Below are 19,724 nucleotides of genomic sequence, written 5' to 3'. Positions count from 1 at the left end.
CCGGAAGCCGCCGGATCAGACGCCGAGCAGGCCGGGCCAGACATGGAGCGCGAGCCGCAATACCGCGATCGAGTACACCGCGGCCAGCAGATCGTCGATCATGACGCCGATCCCGCCGGGCACGCGCGCATCGAGCACGCGGATCGGCCACGGCTTGACGATGTCGAAGAAGCGGAAGACCACGAACGCCGCGGCAAACCCCGCCCACGTCGCCGGCACGGCCGCCAGCACCAGCCAGATGGCGACGATCTCGTCGATGACGATGCTGCCGTGATCGTGCACGCCCAGCGCCCTGCCGGCGATGCCCGCCGCCCACACGCCGAGCGCAAATGCCGGCACGCACAGCAAGGCAATCTGCACCGGCGTCAGCCAGTGCAGCAGCAGCGCGTAGCACGGCAAGCCGAGCAGCGTCCCCCAGGTGCCCGGCGCCTTGCGGGCAAGCCCGCCACCGAAACCGAGGGCGATGAAATGCGCCGGATGGCGCAACAGGAAACGCCAGTCCGGATGCCGGACCGGCGCGTGTCCGGAGTGCTTCATGGTGATGAGAAATGATCGAAGCCGCCGCGGCCGAGATCGAGCAGCCGGCCTGATGCGTCCCTCACGGTGACGCCGGTGCCGGCGCGCATTGCACCGATCCGGGTCAGCGGCAAGGCCAGCTCGGCCGAGATTGCGGCGATCGCGTCGCGCTCGGCCGGTGCGGCGGTAAAGCACAGTTCGTAGTCGTCGCCGCCAGCCAGCGCAGCACGCTGGCGCAGGGGCTCGGGCATGTCCTGCAGCGCAGGATCGACCGGAACGCAGGTCCAGTCGATCTCGGCGGCAAGCCGGGACTGCTCGCAGATATGCGCCAAGTCACCGACGAGTCCGTCGGAAACATCGAGCGCGGCACTGGCGTGCGAACGCAGCCGCTCGCCCAGCGCCAAGCGCGGCGCAGGCCGGTCCAGCCGTTCGGCACAGCGGGCGAGCACCTCGACCGGCAGTGCAAGCTCGCCGGCACGATGCCGTACCGCCATCGCTGCGGCGCCGAGACGGCCGGAAACCCAGACGTCATCACCGGCCTTGGCGCCGTCGCGACACAGCGCTCCGCCCGCCGGCACATGGCCGGCAACCTGGATCGAGATCGTCAGCGGCCCGCGTGTCGTGTCGCCGCCGACGAGTTCGATGCCCGAGGCATCGGCCAGCGCGAACAGGCCGTCGGCAAACGCAGCCAGCCAGCCCTCGTCGGCGCGCGGCAAGGCCAGCGCCAGCGTGAACCACGACGGCTTCGCGCCCATCGCGGCCAGATCGGACAGATTGACCGCCAGTGCCTTGTGACCGAGCGTATGCGGGTCGACACCGGCGAAGAAATGCCGCCCCTCGACCAGCATGTCGACCGACACCGCCAGCACCTCGCCGGCCGGCGGTGGCGCCAGCAGCGCACAATCGTCGCCGACGCCGAGCAGCGCCCGGCGCGCCGGACGCGCAAAGTAGCGGCCGATCAGATCGAACTCGTTCACCCGGCGTTCGCTCAGCCGCGCCGCTTTGCGCGGATCGCCTCGACCTCGTCGGCACGCACGGCGGCCGCGAGCTTGTCGAGCACGCCGTTGACGAAGCGGTGGCCATCGCTGCCGCCGAAGGTCTTGGCCAGCTCGATCGCCTCGTTGATGATCACCGGGTACGGTGTCTCGGGCATGTGGACGATCTCGAACGCGCCGGCGAGCAGCACGGCAGCCTCGACCGGGCTGACTTCCTCGAGCGGACGATCGACGTGCGGCGTGATCAGCCTGATCAGATCGGCCGATTCCTTGATCGCGCCGTACATCACCGCGCGGAACAGCGCCTCGTCGGCCTTGGCGAACTGCGGGCTGCTTTCGCGCAGGAACTTCTCGATATTGTTGACGGTGTCGCCGGTCAGGTTCCACTGGTACAACCCCTGGACCGCGAATTCGCGGGCGCGGCGGCGGGCCGATTTCGGCTTGGCCGGCGGGGTGTTTGCTTGCTGTTCGTGTTCGCTCATGCTTTTAACGCTTTCTGAAGTTGGGCCATTTCTACGGCGACGCGGGCGGCATCGACGCCCTTGTCGGTCTTGCGGGCCTCGGCCTGCTCATCGTTCTCGACGGTGAGGATGGCGTTGGCAATCGGGATCGACGCATCGAGGCCGACCCGGGTCACCCCGGCGCCGGACTCGTTGGCGACGAGCTCGAAGTGATAAGTGTCGCCACGGATGATGCAGCCGAGCGTGACCAGCGCATCGTAGCGCCCGGTTCTGGCCAGCAGCTGCAGCGCCAGCGGCGCCTCGAGCGCGCCCGGCACTGCGTATTCGTCGATGGCGTTCTCGGCGACGCCGAGACGCAGCAGCTCGCCGACGCAGGCGTTGCGCAGCGCAACGGTGATCCCTTCGTTGAAGCGGCAGGTCACGATGCCGACATGCAGCCCCTTGCCGTCAAGCGGCGGCAGCGTCTGGTCACGATTCGGAACAAAACTCATGGTGGCAATCCAGTGGGTCGTACGGTTCAGGGGGTTTCGAAGCCGGTGACTTCGAGGCCGAAGCCGGCCATGCTCGGCATCTTGCGTTCGGGGCTCAGGAGACGCATCTTGCCGACGCCAAGCGCGCGCAGCATCTGCGCGCCGATACCGTAGGTGCGCAGGTCCCAGCGGCGGACCTTGTTCAGGCCGAGTTCGGGCAAGGCGCGCGCCAGCAGGTCTTCGCCGCTTTCGGTCCGGTGCAGCAGCACCATCACGCCGCAGCCCGCGCGGTTGATCGCGTCGAGCGAAGCGCGGACGTCCCACGAATGGTTGCTGCCGCCCAGGTCGATCCAGTCGACGACCGACAGCGGCTCGTGTACGCGCACCAGCGTTTCGCTGCCCGGCTGCGGTTGCCCCTTGACCAGCGCCAGATGCGTCGCCGTCGACAGCGTGTCGCGGAACACGACCAGCTCGAACGCGCCGGCGGCGGTTTCGACCCTGCGGCGGCCGGCGATCTCGATCAGCGATTCGGTCTGGCTGCGGTAATGGATCAGATCGGCGATCGTGCCGACCTTGAGGTCGTGCTCGGCCGCAAACTCGAGCAGTTGCGGCAGCCGCGCCATCGTGCCGTCGTCGTTCATGACCTCGCAGATCACCGACGCCGGCTGCAGGCCGGCGAGCTGCGACAGATCACAGCCCGCTTCGGTGTGGCCGGCGCGGACCAGTACGCCGCCCGGCTGCGCCAGCAACGGAAACACGTGGCCCGGCGATACCAGATCGTCCGGCCTGGCGTCGAAGGCCACGGCCTTTTTGATCGTCAGCGCGCGGTCGTACGCCGAGATGCCGGTCGTCACGCCTTCGGCGGCTTCGATCGACACGGTGAAATTGGTGCCGTGACCCGAGCCGTTCTGGCTGACCATCAGCGGCAGATTCAGCTGCCGGCCACGCTCGGCCGACAGCGTCAGGCAGATCAGCCCGCGGCCGAACTTGGCCATGAAATTGATCGCTTCCGGGGTGACGAACTCGGCGGCCATCACCAGGTCGCCTTCATTCTCCCGGTCTTCCTCGTCGACGAGGATGACCATCTTGCCGGCGCGGATGTCGGCAATGATGTCCTGCACCGAAGAAATCGTGACCATCAGCGGTGCTCCGTACCGAGCATGCGCTCGACGTAACGGGCGATCAGGTCGATTTCCAGATTGACCTTTGCGCCGGCGGCCAGCTGGCCGAGCGTCGTCACCGAGAGCGTATGCGGAATCAGGTTGATCGAGAACACGCAACCGTCCTCGACATCGCGGACCGAATTGGTCGTCAGCGACACGCCGTTGACGACGACCGAGCCCTTGGCGGCCAGATACCTGGCCATGGCCTTCGGCGCGCGGACGACGAGCTCGCGGTTGTCGCCAACCGGATCGAACGACAGCACTTCGCCGACACCGTCGACATGCCCCGAGACCAGATGGCCGCCGACCATGTCGCCCAGACGCATCGCCTTTTCCAGATTGACGCAGCCGCCTTCGGCGTCGAGGCCGACGGTACAGCGCAGCGACTCGTCCGAGACGTCGATCCGGTAACGCTGCGGGTCGATCTGCTCGATCACGGTCATGCATGCACCGTTGTGCGAAATGCTGTCGCCGAGCACGACGTCGCTCATGTCGAGCCCGGGTGCACGGACGGTCAGCCTGACGCCGCCGGCGAACGGTTCGACCCGCTCGATCTTGCCGATAGCCTGGACAATTCCGGTAAACATTCAGCCTTGCTCCTTGTCGGCCGCCGCATTGCGGCTGGCGTTCGCTTCACTCACACGCTGCGACGACTTGAGTTCGTTGCAGTGGTTGCAGAAATAACTGGTGGCGCCACAGGCCTTGAGGACTTCCAGTGGCTTGCCGCAGTCCGGGCAGACCGGTGCTTGTTCGCTCATCGCATGCTCCTCATGACTCAGGCCCTGAAAGCTTGGGCCGGATCGGTAAAACGCAAGGTCCAGCGCAGGTCGTCGCCGACGCTGCGGCGCTCGATCACCCGCGGCGCGTAGCGCTCTGCCAGGCTGGCCAGACTGAAGTCCAGCATCGCCCTGCCCCGGCCGACCAGCACCGGCGCCTGATACAGCAACAGCTCGTCGGCGAGCCCCGCCTGCAGCAGGCTGCCGGCCAGCACGCCGCCGGCCTCGACGGTCAGTTCGCTGATGCCCCGGCTTCCCAGCTGCGCAAGCAAGGCGGCCAGATCGACGCGACCATCACCGCCCGGCAGCAGCAGCACCTCGGCACCGGCGGCTTCGAGCGCTGCACGCTGCGGGCCATCGACGGCGGCGGCGATCAGCACGCCCTTCGTCTGCAGCAGCGCCGCATCGGCCGGCGTGCGCAGGCGGCTGTCGACGACGACGCGCAGCGGCTGGCGCTCGACGGCAAAATCGCGCACCGTCAGCCGCGCATCGTCGGCCAGTACCGTCTCGACACTGGTCAGCATCGCGCACGAGCGCGCACGCCAGCGCTGCACATCGGCGCGCGCGGCGGCACCGGTGATCCATTTCGATTGTCCGTCGTCCAGCGCGATCCGGCCATCCAGACTTGCGGCAAGTTTGATCCGTGTCCATGGGCGGCCGCGCAACATCCGGCTGATGAAGCCGACGTTCAGCTCGCGTGCCTCGGCCTCGAGGATGCCGGAAGCGGTGTCGATACCCGCCGCCGCCAGTCCGGCAAGGCCGCGGCCGGCGACCTGCGGATTCGGGTCGGTCATTGCGGCGACGACGCGGGCGACGCCGGCGGACACCAGCGCATCGGCACACGGCGGTGTCCGGCCGTGATGGCTGCACGGTTCGAGCGTCACGTAGGCCGTCGCACCACGCGCCGCGCCGCCGGCCATGCGCAGCGCATGAACCTCGGCATGCGGCTCGCCGGCACGGATGTGCCAGCCTTCGCCGACGACTTCGCCGTCACGGACGATCACGCAACCGACCCGCGGGTTCGGCGTGGTCGTATACAGCCCCAAGGCAGCAAGCCGCAGCGCCCGCTGCATGTGGATGCGGTCCTGCACGGCGAGCGTATTCACAGCGAATCCAGCCATTCGCCGATGCACAGCGCAGCCTGTGTACGCAAACGCCCGCCTTCGGCCGCGGTCTGCGCGCGCAGCACGCCGAAACCGATACCGGCGGCATCGAGTTCGTCGCCGTGGCCGATCAGCCATTGCTCGAAACGGGCTGTGTCGATTTCGGGGTGGCACTGGAACGCCAGCACCCGCGGGCCGACGCGGTAGATCTGGTGCGGATACGCAGCGCTCGACGCCAGCAGGTCGGCGCCGACCGGCAGGTCGAAGGTGTCGCCGTGCCAGTGCAGCATGGACGTCAGCGCACCGTCGAGATGCCGAACCGGCGATGCTGCGCCAGCGTCGGTCAGCGTCAGCCGCGACCAGCCGATTTCCTTGTCGTGCCCCGGATAGACGCGCGCACCGAGCGCTGCAGCAATCAGTTGCGCGCCAAGGCAGATGCCCAGCGCGGCGCGGCCGCTGTCGAGCCAGCCCGCGATGGCGACGGTTTCGAGCAGCAACCATGGATAGCGGTCGGTCTGGTAGACGCCGATCGGCCCGCCAAGGACGACGAGCAGGTCGTCGACACCGGCGTCGGCCAGCGCATCGGGCGAATCGACACCGGCTTCGAGATAGCGCAGCGCATAGCCACGCGACTCGAGCGTTCCGGCGAGCGTGCCGAGGTCTTCGAATGCCAGATGGCGGATGATCCAGGCGGTACGCGGCATGCCTAGTCCTTCCTGGTCACTTCGCGGATCGCATCGCGGAAATCGTCGACATCGGAGAACGAGCGGTAGACCGAGGCAAAGCGGATGTAGGCGACCTTGTCGAGCTTGGCGAGTTCGGTCATCACCATCTCGCCGATCTGGCGCGACAGGATTTCACGGTCGCCGATGCTGAGCACCTTCTGGATGATGCGCGCGATCGCCTCGTCCATCAGCTGCGTCGACACCGGGCGCTTGTGCAGCGCGCGCTGGAAGCTGATGCGGATCTTGTCGCGGTCGAACTCGGTGCGCTGGCCGTTCTGCTTGACGACCTGCGGCATGCGCACGTCGGCGGTTTCGTAGGTGGTGAAGCGTTTGTCGCAGACGTTGCAGCGGCGGCGACGGCGGACCGCATCGCCCTCGTCGGAAACACGCGAGTCGACCACCTGGGTATCGGGGGAACCGCAGAACGGACATTTCATCGACAGGCCCTCGTGGCCGGATAGGAGCAAAGATCAATAAAGAACGGGCGCGTGAAAATGGCAAAGGGTGGCGCCTCTCGGCACCACCCTTTTCATGCGCTGGGCAGGATCAGGCGACGTAGACCGGGAACTTCGCGGTCAGCGCCTTGACCTTCTCGGCCACGGTCGCAAGGTTGGCTTCGTCGGCCGGATTGTCGAGCACGTCGGCGATCAGGTGCGCGACCTGGACGGCCTCGGCCTCCTTGAAACCGCGAGTCGTGATCGCCGGTGCGCCGATGCGGATGCCCGAAGTCACGAACGGGCTTTCCGGATCATTCGGGATCGCGTTCTTGTTGACGGTGATATGCGCCTTGCCCAGCGCCGCGTCGGCAGCCTTGCCGGTCAGGTTCTTCGGACGCAGGTCGACGAGGAACACGTGCGACTCGGTACGGCCCGAAATGATGCGCAGGCCGCGCTCGGCCAGCGTGGCGGCCATCGTTTGCGCGTTCTTGATCACCTGTGCCTGGTATTCCTTGAATTCCGGCGTCGCCGCTTCCTTGAACGCGACGGCCTTGCCGGCGATCACGTGCATCAGCGGGCCACCCTGCAGCGTCGGGAACACGTTGGAGTTGATCGATTTCTCGAACTCGGCCTTGGCAAGGATGATGCCGCCGCGCGGGCCGCGCAGCGTCTTGTGCGTGGTCGAGGTGACGAAGTGGGCGTGCGGCACCGGGTTCGGATAGACACCGGCAGCGATCAGGCCGGCGTAGTGCGCCATGTCGACCATGAAGTAGGCACCGACCTTGTCGGCGATCTCGCGCATGCGCGCCCAGTCGAAGCGCAGCGCGTAGGCCGAGGCGCCGCCGATCAGCAGCTTGGGTTTGGTCTCGAGCGCGACACGTTCCATGTCGTCGTAGTCGATCTCTTCGTTTTCGTTCAGGCCGTAGGCAACGATGTTGAACAGCTTGCCCGACAGGTTGGCCGGCGAACCGTGGGTCAGGTGGCCACCGTGACCAAGGTTCATGCCCATCACCGTGTCGCCCGGCTTCAGGATCGAGAAGTACACCGCCTGGTTGGCCTGCGAGCCCGAATGCGGCTGCACGTTGGCGTACTCGGCGCCGAACAGCGCCTTGACGCGGTCAATGGCCAGTTGCTCGATCACGTCGACGTATTCACAGCCACCGTAGAAACGCTTGCCCGGATAGCCTTCGGCGTACTTGTTGGTCAGTTGCGAACCCTGCGCTTCCATCACGGCCGGGCTGGTGTAGTTTTCCGACGCGATCAGCTCGATGTGCTCGTGCTGGCGGACCACTTCACCCTGCAGGGCGGCGGCGAGGTCGGGATCGTATTGCGAGAGGGTGACAGACTTGGAGAACATGAGTTCGCTTTCCGTGTCGATTGAGATGGGGAATGGCCCGGATTCTACCACGAGCCGCAGCGCTCTTTGCCGCAATCCTGATGCGCCACAGGATGAGCGCCATTCATGGCCGGTTCAGCCCCGCCGGCGCCGCCAGATGTGGATGAAGGCCGCCAGCCGTCCTCGCCAGCCGGCGCGCTGGTCGGCCATCCGCTCGAGGAACTCGGCCAACGGGCGCGCCTTCATCAGCGTGTACAGCGTCAGCATCAGCGTCGGGGCCAGCACGATCGCGAAATAGCCGACCTTGGCCAGCGGGCTTGCGTCGGCGAGGTCGAACACGTTCATGCCGAGAAATCCGGTCACCGTCGTGCCGACCAGGCTGAGTATCGTCACCACGGTCAGCTTGACGATCGTATCGGCCTGACGGCGCAGATCGTCACTCTCGAGGTACTGGCTCATGCTCCGCACCGAGTCCTGCACCTCGCGATACAGCTCGGCGGTGCCGAGATGCCGGCGCAGCATCTCGAACAGCCGCGCGGTCACCGCCTGGTTCGAAATTTCGCTGAACCAGTAGCGCTGGGTGAAGCGCAGGAAGACCTCAAGCTGGATACGGATGTCGCGCTTGAACAGCCGCACCGAATGCACGTCGGCGACATTGAGCCGCGCCAGCGCCACGGCCATCCGGTCCGAAAACGTCAGCAGCGCCGCCTTGTGGAAGTGCGCGATCAGCGCCAGCAGGAACTGCTGATGGCGGAACTGGCCGAGCACGCCGGTCTGCGCGTCGCAGAAGAACCGGTGGCGCCGGTCACCGACGACGACGAGCGCCTGGCCATTGCACATCATCCGCGTCGACGCGCTCGGCACACCCTGTTCGGGCGACCAGTAGCGGTCGTAGCAGTTCTGTTCGATGAAATCCCTGACCAGCCGCCCGGGCAGGGCCTCGTCGTCATCCGGCCGGGTCACCATGCCGATCCGGTAGAAATCGGCCTCGGACAGCGAAAACGGCTCGTCGAGCGCCAGGTAGGCCATCAGCGGCATCCGGTGATACTCGAGCTGGCGGTAACGCACACCCCCTGCCACATCCGAATGGTGCGGCACCATCGGTTCGAGCAGCCAGGCCCAATGGCGCGCAAGCCGCGGCGAACGGTAGCTGGCGAGATGGTCGAGATAGGCATCGCGGTCGTCGTAGTCGGATGTCGCGAGCACCCGCCCGCCGGCATCGCGCCACGCCACGCGGGCAAGGCAGCTTGCCGGCCCGCCGTCCTCGTCCCACTGCGCCGGGAAGGAGCGGCCGAAACGGAACAGGATGTCCTGCACGCGCGGCAACGGCAGGTCGTCGCCCATCACCTCGAATGCGAGGATGACGACGTCGATGTCGAAGAAGAAATACAGGTCGATGTGCGCGATCGCGAGGTCGATCTCGGCGCCATCACGGAACGTCAGCCGGGCCGACTTGACGTCGTGGCGGCGAAAGACGTGCAGCGGCGACTTGCCGTAACTGGCGACGTCGTTGGCTTCGGTCTCGCCTTCGCCATACAGGAAGCGCTGCACATAGGGCAGGAAGGTGATGAACTCGCGGTAATGGCGCTCCTGGAACGCCCCGGGTTCGAACTCGCTGGCGCGCAACTGCCACGGCGAATCGGCCGCGGCGGCCATCAGCCGCCACTGCTGGCCGAGCACGCCGCTCTCGTCGAGCGGCATCAGCTGCAGCGGCCAGATCAGGATCTGGCGGAAGTGACGAACCTGTTGGGAATCAGCCATCCGCCCTCCGCCGAGTGTTCGCTACAGGCCCTTGACCGCGTAGATCGCCAGCGTGTTGCGCCAGTAGCCCTGGTAGTCCATGCCGCAGCCGAACAGGAAGCGGTCGTCGACCTTGAGTCCGACGAAGTCGGCCTTGATGCCCGCGGCCTTGCGGTTGTGCAGCTTGTCGACCAGCACCGCGACGTGGATGTCCTTGACGCCCTGCGCCCGGATGTACTCGACGATGGCCGCCAGTGTATGACCTTCGTCGAGGATGTCGTCGACGATCACCACGGTCCGCCCCTTGAGGTCGTCGTGCGGCTTGACCTTCCAGTCGAGCACGCCGCCGCTGGTGTCGTTGCGGTAACGCGTCGCGTGCAGATAGGACATCTCGAGCGGAAACTTCAGCCGCGGCAGCAGGTTGCCGGCGACGATCAGGCCGCCGTTGAGCACGGTGTAGACGATCGGGTTGGCATCCTTGAGCGCAGCGGTCATCTGGCTGGCCATCCGGTCGATCGCCGCCAGGACTTCGGCCTCCGAGTGCAGCAGGTCGGCGTTATCGATGATCGTCAGCGCTTCGGGCAATTCCATGGTCACGGTAAAACTCCTGAATCTACGGGTGCGGCCTCAGTGGCCGGCAAAATCACAAATCGTGTACAGCGGGATGCCCTGCCCGGTGACGAGCTTCGAGCCACCGAGCTCGGGCAGGTCGACGATGGCTGCCGCCTCGACCACCGTCGCGCCAATGCGCGTGAGCAGCTTGGCGGCGGCGATCATCGTGCCGCCGGTGGCGACAAGGTCGTCGATCAGCAGCACGCGATCGCCGGCATGACAGGCATCGCAATGGATCTCGACCGTTGCCGAGCCGTATTCAAGCTCGTACTCCTCCGAAACGGTCGTGAACGGCAGCTTACCCTTCTTGCGGATCGGCACGAAACCCAGGTTGAGCTCGTACGCCACCACGGCACCGAGGATGAAACCCCGCGCATCGACGCCGGCGACGACGTCGAGCTTCTGGTCCATATAGCGATGGACGAAGGTATCGACGAGCACGCGGAAGGTTTTCGGATCCTGTAGTAGCGGCGTGATGTCGCGGAACTGCACGCCGGGCTGCGGCCAGTCCGGCACCGTACGGATGCGGGCCTTGATGTATTCCTCGTTGCGCGGTTCCATCGCCCTTCCTTAGCCGAACAGTGCGAACTTGGTGATCCACAGCGCGGTGATGATCAGCACCGCCGGGCTCAGGTCCTTGAAGCGGCCTGCCAGCAGCTTGATCGCAGCATAGCTGATGAAGCCGAAGGCGATCCCGTCGGCAATCGAATAGGTGAACGGCATACCAACCGCGGTGATCACCGCCGGCGCGGCCTCGGTGATGTCGTCCCAGTCGATTTCGGCCAGGCCGCGCGCCATCAGCACGGCCACATAGCACAGCGCCGGCGCGGTCGCGAAGGCCGGCACGGTGCCGGCCAGCGGCGCCAGGAACAGCGCAACAAGGAAAAGCAGCGCAACGACCAGCGTCGTCAGGCCGGTACGACCGCCTTCGGCGACGCCGGCGGCCGACTCGACGTAGGCGGTCACGCTCGACGTGCCGAGCACCGAACCGGCAATGATCGCGCTCGAATCGGCCAGCAGCGCCTTCTTGATGCGCGGCAGCTTGCCGTCCTTGTCCAGAAGGCCCGAGCGGTGCGAGACGCCGATCAGCGTACCGGTGGTGTCGAACAGGTCGACAAAGAAGAAGATGAACACCACGCCGATCAGGCCGGCATTCAGCGCCCCCTGGATGTCGAGCTGCATGAAGGTCGGCTCGATCGACGGCGGCATGGCAAACACGCCCTTGAACGGCACCAGCCCCATCAATACCGACAGGACCGTCACCGTGAGCACGCCGATGATGATCGAGCCCTTGATCTTGCGGTATTCGAGCGCAACGATCAGCACGAAGCCGAGCGCGGCGAGCAGCACCGACGGCGCATGGATGTCGCCGAGCTTGACCAGCGTCGCCTCGCTACCGGTGATGATGCCCGCGCTCTTGAGGCCGATGATCGCCAGGAACAGGCCGACACCGGCCGAGATCGCCAGCTTGAGCGAGCGCGGAATCGCGTTGACGAGGATTTCGCGGATCTTGAACGACGACACCAGCACGAAAATGATGCCCGAAATGAACACCGCACCCAGCGCCGTCTGCCACGGCACGCCCATGCCCTTGACGACGGCAAAGGTGAAGTAGGCGTTGAGCCCCATGCCCGGCGCCAGCGCGATCGGGTAATTGGCAAACAGCGCCATCACCGCGGTACCGAACGCGGCGGCGAGGCAGGTCGCCACGAATACCGCGTTGAAGTCCATGCCGGTCAGCGACAGGATGGCCGGGTTGACGAAGATGATGTAGGCCATCGTCAGGAAGGTGGTGAAGCCGGCGATCACCTCGGTCCGGACGTCGGTACCGTGTTCCTTCAGTTTGAAAAATGCGTCGAGCATCGTTTCCCCGATTTGTCTGCGTGGTAGTTAGGTCAGTGAATCAACTGCCCACACCGGCGAGCGCCAGCCCGCCCATGAGGGCAAATACGGCCGCGGCCACGAAACGAACGTAGCGCAGCAGGTGCATGCGTTGCGAAATCCAGTTGCCGATGAATACGGCGGGCACGTCGGCGATCATCATCCCGATCGTCGTACCGGCGATCACCATCCACAGCGGATGGTAATGCACGGCCAGTGCAACGGTCGCGATCTGCGTCTTGTCGCCCATTTCGGCCAGGAAAAAAGTCAGCGCGGTCGCCACGAAGGCGCCATAGGCCTTGGTCGGCGTCTCGTCATCGTCCATCTTGTCCGGAAACAGCGTCCAGACGGCGATCGCCAGAAAACCGAAGCCGACCACCCAGCGCAAGGTCGACGGTGCGATCAGCGTAGCCAGCCACTGGCCGAGCCAGCCGGCGGCGAAGTGGTTCAGGATGGTGGCGACGAATATGCCGAGCACGATCGGCAAGGGACGGCGAAACCGCGCGGCGAGCAGCAGGGCCAGCAGCTGGGTTTTGTCGCCGATTTCAGCAAGGGCGACGACACCGGTCGAGACGAAGAGGGCGTCCATTCAGATATGTACTCCAGGGCGGGCAGACATGAGGACCGCAACCGTCGCCCACCCGGGTGTACGGTTTGCAGACCTCAGGTCTTGTCAAGCACGGTGCCAAGGCAGGCAACCGGCCGGATACGCCATGAGCCACGGGCTCAAGTGTGTTGACGTACCCCCTGCACGCGGCAGGCGACTACTCCCCTGAAGACCAAAGAGCGCGATGATACCGGCTCGAACCGGCGCCGGCAACGCACCGCAAACCCGAATTTTGCCGTTTCTGCCCCAGGTCAAACACCGTATCAGGCACCACGGCGGGCCAGCTCGCTGCGAACGTGCGCCAACAGCCCGGCGCAGCCGTCCTCGACCAGGTCGAGCACATGCTCGAAGCCGTCGGCGCCGCCGTAGTACGGATCGGGCACCTCGCGCTCACGCGTGCCCGTGGCGAAATCGAGGAACAGCTTGATCTTGGCCTGATGCTGGGATGGCGCCTGGCGCTCGAGCTGGCGCAGGTGCCCGGCATCCATGGCCAGAATCAGGTCGAAGCGCGCGTAATCGCTCGCCGCGACCTGGCGTGCCCGCAGGCCGGACAGATCGTAACCGCGCTTTTTCGCATGCGCCTGCGCACGCCGGTCCGGCGCCTCGCCGACGTGGTAGCCCTGGGTGCCGGCGGAATCGACGACCAGCCGGTCGCCCAGGCCTGCATCCGCCGCCATCGCCAGCAGCACCCCGTCGGCAGTCGGGCTGCGGCAGATGTTGCCGGTGCAAACAAACAAAACGGAATATTTATTCATAAACAGGACAATCAGGAAAAAACCGGTCTGGGTATCAGGCCGCATTCTACGCCCCGGGACGCATTATCGCGCCCATGCAAAATCACGGTACGCCGCAACGCAAAAGCCGGCACCCGGGCTCGCCGGTGCATTCCCGCCACCGGTACGGCCCGCCAGTCACGCCGGCGCCGGCCTCCGTCTGCCGCCCCCGCCCCCGTTCTTGTTTCCACCCTCCCGGTTTGCCATATTGGCTCGCCTCAATGGCAAAGGCATAACCATAAAACGGAGGATTCAACATGAAGTCTGCCCTGCTCTGCGCCGCGTGGCTGCTCGCATCCGCAAGCGCCTACGCCACCTGCACCCCGCCGCCGCCCGACGGCTTCAACAATCCGTGGTGGGGCAACACCCTCCCCGAGCGGATCGGCGACGACGCCAGGCTTCCGGTACGCCGACCGCTGACCGATGCGGGCACCGACTATCTCTGCCCCATGCCGGTCGAAATGGGGGTCGCATATCGGGTGCACAACTATCGGCCGACCGCGATCGTTCACGCACTGCTCGATGAACAGATGCAGCAGGCCGGCTTCCCGCTTGGCAATGCGCCAACCGCCCCGGCCTGGGATGCCGCGCGGATCTACCAGCAGGGCGAGCGGGCCAGTCACGGCGGCATCGTGTATCAGGCGCAGTGGTGGACCCAGGGCGAAGCGCCCGGCGTCACCGCCAGCGGCGCCTGGCAAACGGTCGATGCGGACGGCATCGGTGCCTGGTCGGCCAGCCGTGCGTATCAGGCCGAAGAAAAAGTCGTCCATGACAGCAAGGTCTGGGCCGCCCGCTGGTGGACGCAGGGAGAACAACCCGGCAGCAACGAATGGGGCGCGTGGCTGCAGACAGCGGACCCGCTGCCGCAGCCGGCAGCAGCGCTGCCAAGCCGGTACAGCGCGAGCCTGAGCTGGAGCGGCGGCGAACTGTCGGTCCATGTACAAAGCGTGAACGGCGCGCTGCAGGGGCGCCCTGCGTATCTCGAGGTCCGCGAGCAGGGCGTTGCGCTGGGCCGGCTGACCCAGTTCCCCGCCTTCTACCGCGACTGCTTCGGCGCGCCTGAATGCCAGCCTGGCGTCTACTGGACCGGCTACGGCAAGTTCGTGAGCACGAAGGTACCCGGCTCGGCCTGGGTGAGCCTGTGGGCCTGCAACAGCAAGGACGTCTGCCGCCCGGCGGAGGTGACACGCCATGTCGTCGGGCAGACGACGAGCGGCCATCCTGGCGAGCCGATGCCGCATGAAGGCGATCCGCGTCTGGGCACGCGGTAGGCCGGGCATCGCAACCTTCGGGCCGGTCATGCCGGTCCGACGCCCGGCATCGCATGCAGCGGGCCGGGCGGCGCCCGAGCGGATTACCGGCGTACTATTCTTCCCAGACTTCCCGTGGCGCACTGGCAATGGCGCGCTCTTCCTGCGCATCGCGCTGCGCCCGGATGCGCTGGACCAGATCCCTGCGCAGCAGTCCCTTGGCACGGTCCTCGTCGCCCAGCGCACGTTCGTTGCGCGTATTGGCGTCGTACAGTGCCCCCGAATTCCACGTGGTTTTGGTGTTCATGTTCGTCCCCCTTCGGTTCTGAAATGCAGCTCCAGCGTACACCGATTTTATGACAGCTGGTGCAAGCCCGGTCACCGCCACGGCGACCCGCGGCGGCGCCGCACCCCGCCGGACGGCGCGCCGGCATTGCACGAAAGGCATTATTTACACTTGCATGTGACAAGAATGATGTGCAGCATCGTCGGCACTGATTTGACAGAGCACGCTCTCACGATTGTTTCCTAAGCAGTACTCCAAGCGAGTCGTCCGACTCCCAAGAAAGTTCTTCTCAGAACAAGTGCTCCTCCTTCAGCGCCCTGCCATCCGGCTTGGATGGCTCGTTTAGCAAGGAGCCGAATAATGGCAAACCAAAACTACTACGACTTCAATGTTGAAGTCCGCCCGACCCCGATCGGCACTGGCCTCGATGGCTGGTACCAGATCGTCCGTTGCACCCGCGACGCCCGCCAGCCCGTCACCGCATGGCAGCGCGCACCGCAAACCCGCAGCAATTCGGTTCACGAATCGCTGCGCAACGCGGCCAACTGGGCCAAGACGCAAATCCCGCACCAGTTCGCTTCGTAACCCCGCACCGCCCCACGCGGTACACACCGAAAAAGCCGCTCCCGAGCGGCTTTTTTTGCGCCAGCGCCGGGCGAGTGCTGGCCGGGTTTTTGCTTTGATGCGGGAAACAATGTCGTTCGTGCGCCACTCCTGTTGGGTTAGTCTTCGGGGTAGCGCCGTTTACGCCAACGACAAGGACCGCGATGCCCCACGCCACGCCACTGATCACCACCATCGTCGGCGGCCTCGTGCTCGCCTTCATTCTCGGCAGCATCGCCAACAAGCTGAAACTGCCGCCACTGGTCGGCTATCTGTGTGCCGGGATTCTTGCCGGTCCGTTCACGCCGGGCTTCGTCGCCGACCCGAAGCTCGCACCCGAGCTGGCCGAACTGGGCGTCATCCTGCTGATGTTCGGCGTCGGCCTGCACTTTTCGATGAAGGACCTGCTGTCGGTCAGGCACATCGCCATTCCCGGCGCCGTGGCGCAGATCGGCCTCGCCACGCTGATGGGCATGGGGCTGGCGTGGCTGTTCGACTGGACCTTCGGCGCCGGCTTCGTGTTCGGACTGGCGCTGTCGGTTGCCAGTACCGTGGTACTGCTGAAGGCGCTCGAGGAGCGCGACCTGCTGGAAACGCCCGAGGGCCGGATCGCCGTCGGCTGGCTGATCGTCGAAGACCTGGCCATGGTGCTGGCGCTGGTGTTGCTCCCCGCGCTGGCGGGACTGCTCGGTGGCAAGGGCGGTGATCTGGACGCCTCGGCCCTCGGCCTGACCCTGCTGATCACGCTGGGCAAGGTCGTCGCCTTCGTCGCCTTCATGCTGATCGTCGGCCGCCGCTTCATCCCGTGGATGCTCGAGCGCATTGTGTGGACCGGCAGCCGCGAGCTGTTCCGGCTCGGCGTGCTCGCCACGGCGCTCGGCGTCGCCTTCGGCGCGTCGCAGCTCTTTGGTGTGTCGTTTGCGCTCGGCGCCTTCTTTGCCGGCATGGTGCTGGCCGAGTCCGAGTTCAGCCAGCGCGCCGCCGAGGAGTCGCTGCCGCTGCGCGACGCATTCGCGGTGCTGTTCTTCGTCTCGGTCGGCATGCTGCTCGACCCGCGTATCCTGATTGAGCATCCGCTGGCGGTTTTCGGTACGGTCGCGGTCATCGTCGTCGGCAAGTCGCTGGCGGCGCTCGGCATCGTCATGCTCTTCCGTCACGATCTGAAAACCGCGCTGACGATCTCGGCGAGCCTGGCGCAGATCGGCGAATTCTCGTTCATCCTCGCCGGGCTGGGCGTCGCGCTCGGCCTGCTGCCGCCGCTGGGGCACGCGCTGATCATCGCCGGCGCGATCATCTCCATCCTGCTCAACCCGCTGGTGTTCTCGCTACTGGACCGCTACCGGGTGGCCAGGCCGGCCTGATCTTTGCCGCAGACCGACAGGGCCGCTCTCGCGGCCCTTAGTCATTGTGCCGACCGGTGGCCGATGACAACGGCTTGCAATATACCCCCATGGGGCATAATATACCCCCATACCCTATATGGAGGTACGACGATGAACACCGAAGTCAGCCTGCCGATCGGCGGAATGAGCTGCGCGGCCTGCGCCACGCGGATCGAGAAGGTGCTCAACCGGCTCGACGGCGTCAGCGCCACCGTCAACTTAGCCACCGAAACCGCCCAGGTCCGCCTGAGCGGGCCCGCCGGCGTACCCGATATCGTCGGCGCAATCGCCCGGGCCGGTTACACGGTGCCCGAAGAAACGCTGACGCTGGCGATTTCCGGCATGACCTGCGCCGCCTGCGCCGTGCGGATCGAGAAAGTGCTGAACAAGGCCGCCCGCGTCAGCGCCAGCGTCAATCTCGCCACCGAAACCGCCACGCTGCGCTACCCCTCCGGCCAGTACGGCCTTGATGCCGCGATCGCCGCGGTCCGCAAGGCCGGCTACGATGCGCGACTGCAGCAACAGGATACCCCTGCCCCCCATGACGACGCGGCGCTGCGCCGCAGCTGGTGGGCCTTCGGCGCCGCCGCGGTCCTGACCTTGCCGCTGATGGTCGAGATGGGCGCGATGCTGCAGGGCGCCCATGAAGTCGTTCCGCGCTCGTGGCAGCTGGTGCTGGCGACGCTGGTGCAGTTCACCGTCGGCCTGCGCTTCTACCGCGGCGCCTGGCACGCGCTGCGCGGCGGCGCTGCCAATATGGACGTGCTTATCGCGCTCGGCACGACGATGGCCTGGGCCTACAGCACCGTCGTGACGCTGGCCGGCTGGCACGACGCCCACGTGTATTTCGAAGCCGGCGCCGCCGTGATCACGCTGGTACTGCTCGGCAAGCTGCTCGAAGCCCGCGCCAAGGGCCGCACCGCCGGCGCGATCGCCGAACTGCTGGCGCTGCAGCCGAAAACCGCCCGGGTCGAGCGCAACGACCAGCTGGTCGATGTCGCCATCGGCGACCTCGTGGTCGGCGACATCGTCATCGTCCGCCAGGGCGAGCCGCTGCCGGTCGACGGCCGGGTCGAGGACGGCAATGCCGCGATCGACGAAGCCATGCTGTCCGGCGAATCGGCCCCGGTCTCCAAGGCATCTGGTGACAGCGTCTACGCCGGCACCCGCAATCTCGAGGGCATGCTGCGCATCCGCGCCAGCGCCACCGGCGGTGCCACGCAACTCGCCGACATCGTCCGGCTGGTCGCGCAGGCCCAGGGTTCGAAGGCGCCGATCCAGCAACTGGCCGACAAGATATCCGCGGTCTTCGTCCCGGTGGTCGTCGCCATCGCCGTCGTCACCTTTATCGCCACCGCATGGTGGACCGGCAGCTGGGTGACCGCAATGATGCACGCCGTCGCGGTGCTGGTGATCGCCTGCCCTTGCGCGCTCGGCCTCGCCACGCCGACGGCGGTGATGGTCGGTGTCGGCCTTGGCGCCAAGCGCGGCATCCTGTTCCGCAACGCCGAAGCGCTGCAGCGCGCCCGTGAAGTCAACCTGCTTGTCGTCGACAAGACCGGGACGCTGACCGAAGGCAAGCCGGCCGTGACCGAGGTGCTGCCGCAGAACGGCTTCGACCTGAACACCGTGATGCAGCTGGCCGCCAGCGCCGAGGCCGGTTCCGAACACCCGCTGGCCCGCGCCGTACTGGCGCATGGCGAAACGCTCGGCCTGAGCCGGTTGCCCGTCGAGGACTTCGTCGCCGCACCGGGGCACGGTGTCAGCGCGAAGATCGACGGCCGTGCCGTCCGCATCGGCGTGCCGCACTGGGCATTGCCCGATGCCGATCAGGCCGGCAGCCTGATCGAGGCGGAACGGCTGCAGCAACGCGGCCAGACCGTCATCGCCATCACCGTCGACGGCATTCCGGCCGGGCTGATCGGCATCGTCGACACCGTCCGGCCGACGTCGAAGGCGGCGGTCGCCCAGTTGCAGCGAGCCGGCGTCGAGGTCGTCATGCTGTCCGGCGACAACGAAGCCGTCGCCGCCAGCGTCGCCGCATCGCTCGGCATTCAGCGTTACCGTGCCGGCGTGAAGCCGGCCGACAAGGCCGATTCAGTGCAGGCGTTCCGCGCCGAGGGCAAGGTCGTCGCCATGGCCGGCGACGGCGTCAACGACGCCCCGGCGCTGGCCGCTGCCGACGTCAGTTTTGCGATGCGCACTGGCGCCGATGCGGCGATCGAGGCCGCCGACATCACGCTGATGCACAACGACCTCGCGCACATCGCCGATGCACTGAGCCTGTCACGCGCGACGATGCGCAAGATCCGCCAGAACCTGTTCTTTGCCTTTGCCTACAACGTGCTCGGCATCCCGCTTGCGGCCTTCGGCCTGCTGAGCCCGGTGATCGCCGGCGCGGCGATGGCGGCGAGTTCGGTGTCGGTCGTCGGCAATGCGCTGCTGCTCAAGCGCTGGCACCGTTAGGCGGCTGCGCGCCCATGCATCTTGCGCCATCCCGCGCCCGTACGATGCTCGAAGCCCCGCAAGGGGGCGACCTTCGGGTCGTCCTCATGTACCTGAACGTACATTCCGGCTCACCCCAGGGGGTGCTTCCGGAGGGGCGTCT

The 19,724-nt window shown here is 66.4% G+C and carries 22 protein-coding genes and 1 riboswitch; of the genes, 4 read left to right on the top strand and 18 right to left on the bottom strand.

All coding sequences use genetic code 11. The annotated features are described in order from the left end of the window. Window positions 1-15: 15 nt before the first annotated feature. The 17 genes from BJP62_RS00825 to BJP62_RS00745 form a co-directional block, all read right to left on the bottom strand. Window positions 16-537 carry a phosphatidylglycerophosphatase A gene (locus BJP62_RS00825; protein WP_070525572.1) on the bottom strand — a complete coding sequence of 174 codons (522 nt, stop codon included), beginning with the start codon at window positions 535-537 and terminating at the stop codon, window positions 16-18. Beyond that, window positions 534-1,493 carry a thiamine-phosphate kinase gene (thiL, locus tag BJP62_RS00820; protein ID WP_070525570.1) on the bottom strand — a complete coding sequence of 320 codons (960 nt, stop codon included), beginning with the start codon at window positions 1,491-1,493 and terminating at the stop codon, window positions 534-536. The genes BJP62_RS00825 and thiL overlap by 4 nt, the downstream gene beginning before the upstream one ends. 11 nt (window positions 1,494-1,504) lie before the next feature. After that, entirely contained in the window at window positions 1,505-1,993 is a 489-nt protein-coding gene (gene nusB, locus BJP62_RS00815) for a transcription antitermination factor NusB (RefSeq protein WP_070525568.1), read from the bottom strand. Beyond that, complete coding sequence (ribH, locus tag BJP62_RS00810; RefSeq protein WP_070525566.1) at window positions 1,990-2,463, bottom strand: 6,7-dimethyl-8-ribityllumazine synthase; 474 nt, start codon at window positions 2,461-2,463, stop codon at window positions 1,990-1,992. Before ribH ends, nusB begins: the two co-directional genes overlap by 4 nt. Window positions 2,464-2,489: 26 nt before the next feature. Beyond that, window positions 2,490-3,581: a bifunctional 3,4-dihydroxy-2-butanone-4-phosphate synthase/GTP cyclohydrolase II gene (gene ribBA / locus BJP62_RS00805; protein ID WP_070525564.1), complete on the bottom strand. Its 1,092-nt coding sequence runs from the start codon at window positions 3,579-3,581 to the stop codon at window positions 2,490-2,492. Continuing rightward, a complete protein-coding gene (locus BJP62_RS00800; protein ID WP_070525561.1) occupies window positions 3,581-4,192 on the bottom strand; it encodes a riboflavin synthase in 612 nt (203 codons plus the stop codon). Before BJP62_RS00800 ends, ribBA begins: the two co-directional genes overlap by 1 nt. Beyond that, window positions 4,193-4,363 (bottom strand): zinc-ribbon domain-containing protein, encoded by a 171-nt coding sequence (locus BJP62_RS00795; protein WP_083300617.1) that lies wholly within the window; start codon window positions 4,361-4,363, stop codon window positions 4,193-4,195. It lies immediately after the preceding gene. A gap of 17 nt (window positions 4,364-4,380) precedes the next feature. Then, complete coding sequence (ribD, locus tag BJP62_RS00790) at window positions 4,381-5,502, bottom strand: bifunctional diaminohydroxyphosphoribosylaminopyrimidine deaminase/5-amino-6-(5-phosphoribosylamino)uracil reductase RibD (RefSeq protein WP_070525557.1); 1,122 nt, start codon at window positions 5,500-5,502, stop codon at window positions 4,381-4,383. Beyond that, the gene (locus BJP62_RS00785) at window positions 5,484-6,188 is read right to left on the bottom strand and encodes a glutamine amidotransferase (RefSeq protein ID WP_070525555.1); all 705 of its coding nucleotides are present in this window, start codon (window positions 6,186-6,188) and stop codon (window positions 5,484-5,486) included. Before BJP62_RS00785 ends, ribD begins: the two co-directional genes overlap by 19 nt. A 2-nt stretch (window positions 6,189-6,190) precedes the next feature. Beyond that, window positions 6,191-6,646: a transcriptional regulator NrdR gene (gene nrdR / locus BJP62_RS00780; RefSeq protein ID WP_070525553.1), complete on the bottom strand. Its 456-nt coding sequence runs from the start codon at window positions 6,644-6,646 to the stop codon at window positions 6,191-6,193. A 109-nt stretch (window positions 6,647-6,755) separates the two neighbouring features. Continuing rightward, the gene (glyA, locus tag BJP62_RS00775) at window positions 6,756-8,003 is read right to left on the bottom strand and encodes a serine hydroxymethyltransferase (RefSeq protein WP_070525551.1); all 1,248 of its coding nucleotides are present in this window, start codon (window positions 8,001-8,003) and stop codon (window positions 6,756-6,758) included. Between the two features lie 114 nt (window positions 8,004-8,117). After that, complete coding sequence (locus BJP62_RS00770; RefSeq protein ID WP_070525550.1) at window positions 8,118-9,743, bottom strand: CorA family divalent cation transporter; 1,626 nt, start codon at window positions 9,741-9,743, stop codon at window positions 8,118-8,120. Window positions 9,744-9,764: 21 nt separating this feature from the next. Next, complete coding sequence (locus BJP62_RS00765) at window positions 9,765-10,313, bottom strand: hypoxanthine-guanine phosphoribosyltransferase (RefSeq protein WP_145927253.1); 549 nt, start codon at window positions 10,311-10,313, stop codon at window positions 9,765-9,767. 36 nt (window positions 10,314-10,349) lie between these two features. Beyond that, window positions 10,350-10,895 carry an adenine phosphoribosyltransferase gene (locus BJP62_RS00760; protein WP_070525546.1) on the bottom strand — a complete coding sequence of 182 codons (546 nt, stop codon included), beginning with the start codon at window positions 10,893-10,895 and terminating at the stop codon, window positions 10,350-10,352. A 9-nt stretch (window positions 10,896-10,904) separates the two neighbouring features. Then, window positions 10,905-12,197, bottom strand: coding sequence for an NCS2 family permease (locus BJP62_RS00755; RefSeq protein ID WP_070525544.1), 1,293 nt, complete (start codon window positions 12,195-12,197; stop codon window positions 10,905-10,907). Window positions 12,198-12,237: 40 nt separating this feature from the next. Then, on the bottom strand, window positions 12,238-12,804 hold the full coding sequence (locus tag BJP62_RS00750; RefSeq protein WP_070525542.1) for a TMEM165/GDT1 family protein: 567 nt from the start codon (window positions 12,802-12,804) through the stop codon (window positions 12,238-12,240). A gap of 87 nt (window positions 12,805-12,891) precedes the next feature. Further along, a riboswitch (yybP-ykoY riboswitch) is annotated at window positions 12,892-13,001 on the bottom strand. Between the two features lie 84 nt (window positions 13,002-13,085). Further along, window positions 13,086-13,622, bottom strand: a complete 537-nt coding sequence (locus BJP62_RS00745) for a low molecular weight protein-tyrosine-phosphatase (protein WP_236943639.1) — start codon at window positions 13,620-13,622, stop codon at window positions 13,086-13,088. A gap of 230 nt (window positions 13,623-13,852) precedes the next feature. Between BJP62_RS00745 and BJP62_RS00740 the strand changes: the two genes are divergently transcribed. Then, on the top strand, window positions 13,853-14,866 hold the full coding sequence (locus BJP62_RS00740) for a carbohydrate-binding protein (protein ID WP_070525540.1): 1,014 nt from the start codon (window positions 13,853-13,855) through the stop codon (window positions 14,864-14,866). A 94-nt stretch (window positions 14,867-14,960) separates the two neighbouring features. Here BJP62_RS00740 and BJP62_RS00735 read toward each other — a convergent pair whose 3' ends face one another. Next, window positions 14,961-15,152: a hypothetical protein gene (locus tag BJP62_RS00735; protein WP_070525538.1), complete on the bottom strand. Its 192-nt coding sequence runs from the start codon at window positions 15,150-15,152 to the stop codon at window positions 14,961-14,963. Between the two features lie 339 nt (window positions 15,153-15,491). Between BJP62_RS00735 and BJP62_RS00730 the strand changes: the two genes are divergently transcribed. From BJP62_RS00730 to BJP62_RS00720, 3 genes are all read left to right on the top strand, one after another. Then, a complete protein-coding gene (locus BJP62_RS00730; RefSeq protein ID WP_070525536.1) occupies window positions 15,492-15,716 on the top strand; it encodes a hypothetical protein in 225 nt (74 codons plus the stop codon). Between the two features lie 182 nt (window positions 15,717-15,898). Then, window positions 15,899-17,095, top strand: coding sequence for a YbaL family putative K(+) efflux transporter (ybaL, locus tag BJP62_RS00725; protein ID WP_083300616.1), 1,197 nt, complete (start codon window positions 15,899-15,901; stop codon window positions 17,093-17,095). 132 nt (window positions 17,096-17,227) lie between these two features. Further along, a complete protein-coding gene (locus BJP62_RS00720; RefSeq protein WP_070525534.1) occupies window positions 17,228-19,582 on the top strand; it encodes a heavy metal translocating P-type ATPase in 2,355 nt (784 codons plus the stop codon). Window positions 19,583-19,724: the final 142 nt, after the last annotated feature.

The sequence above is a fragment of the Jeongeupia sp. USM3 genome (assembly GCF_001808185.1).
GTDB lineage: Bacteria > Pseudomonadota > Gammaproteobacteria > Burkholderiales > Chitinibacteraceae > Jeongeupia.
This window is presented reverse-complemented; position numbering and strand designations above follow the sequence as displayed.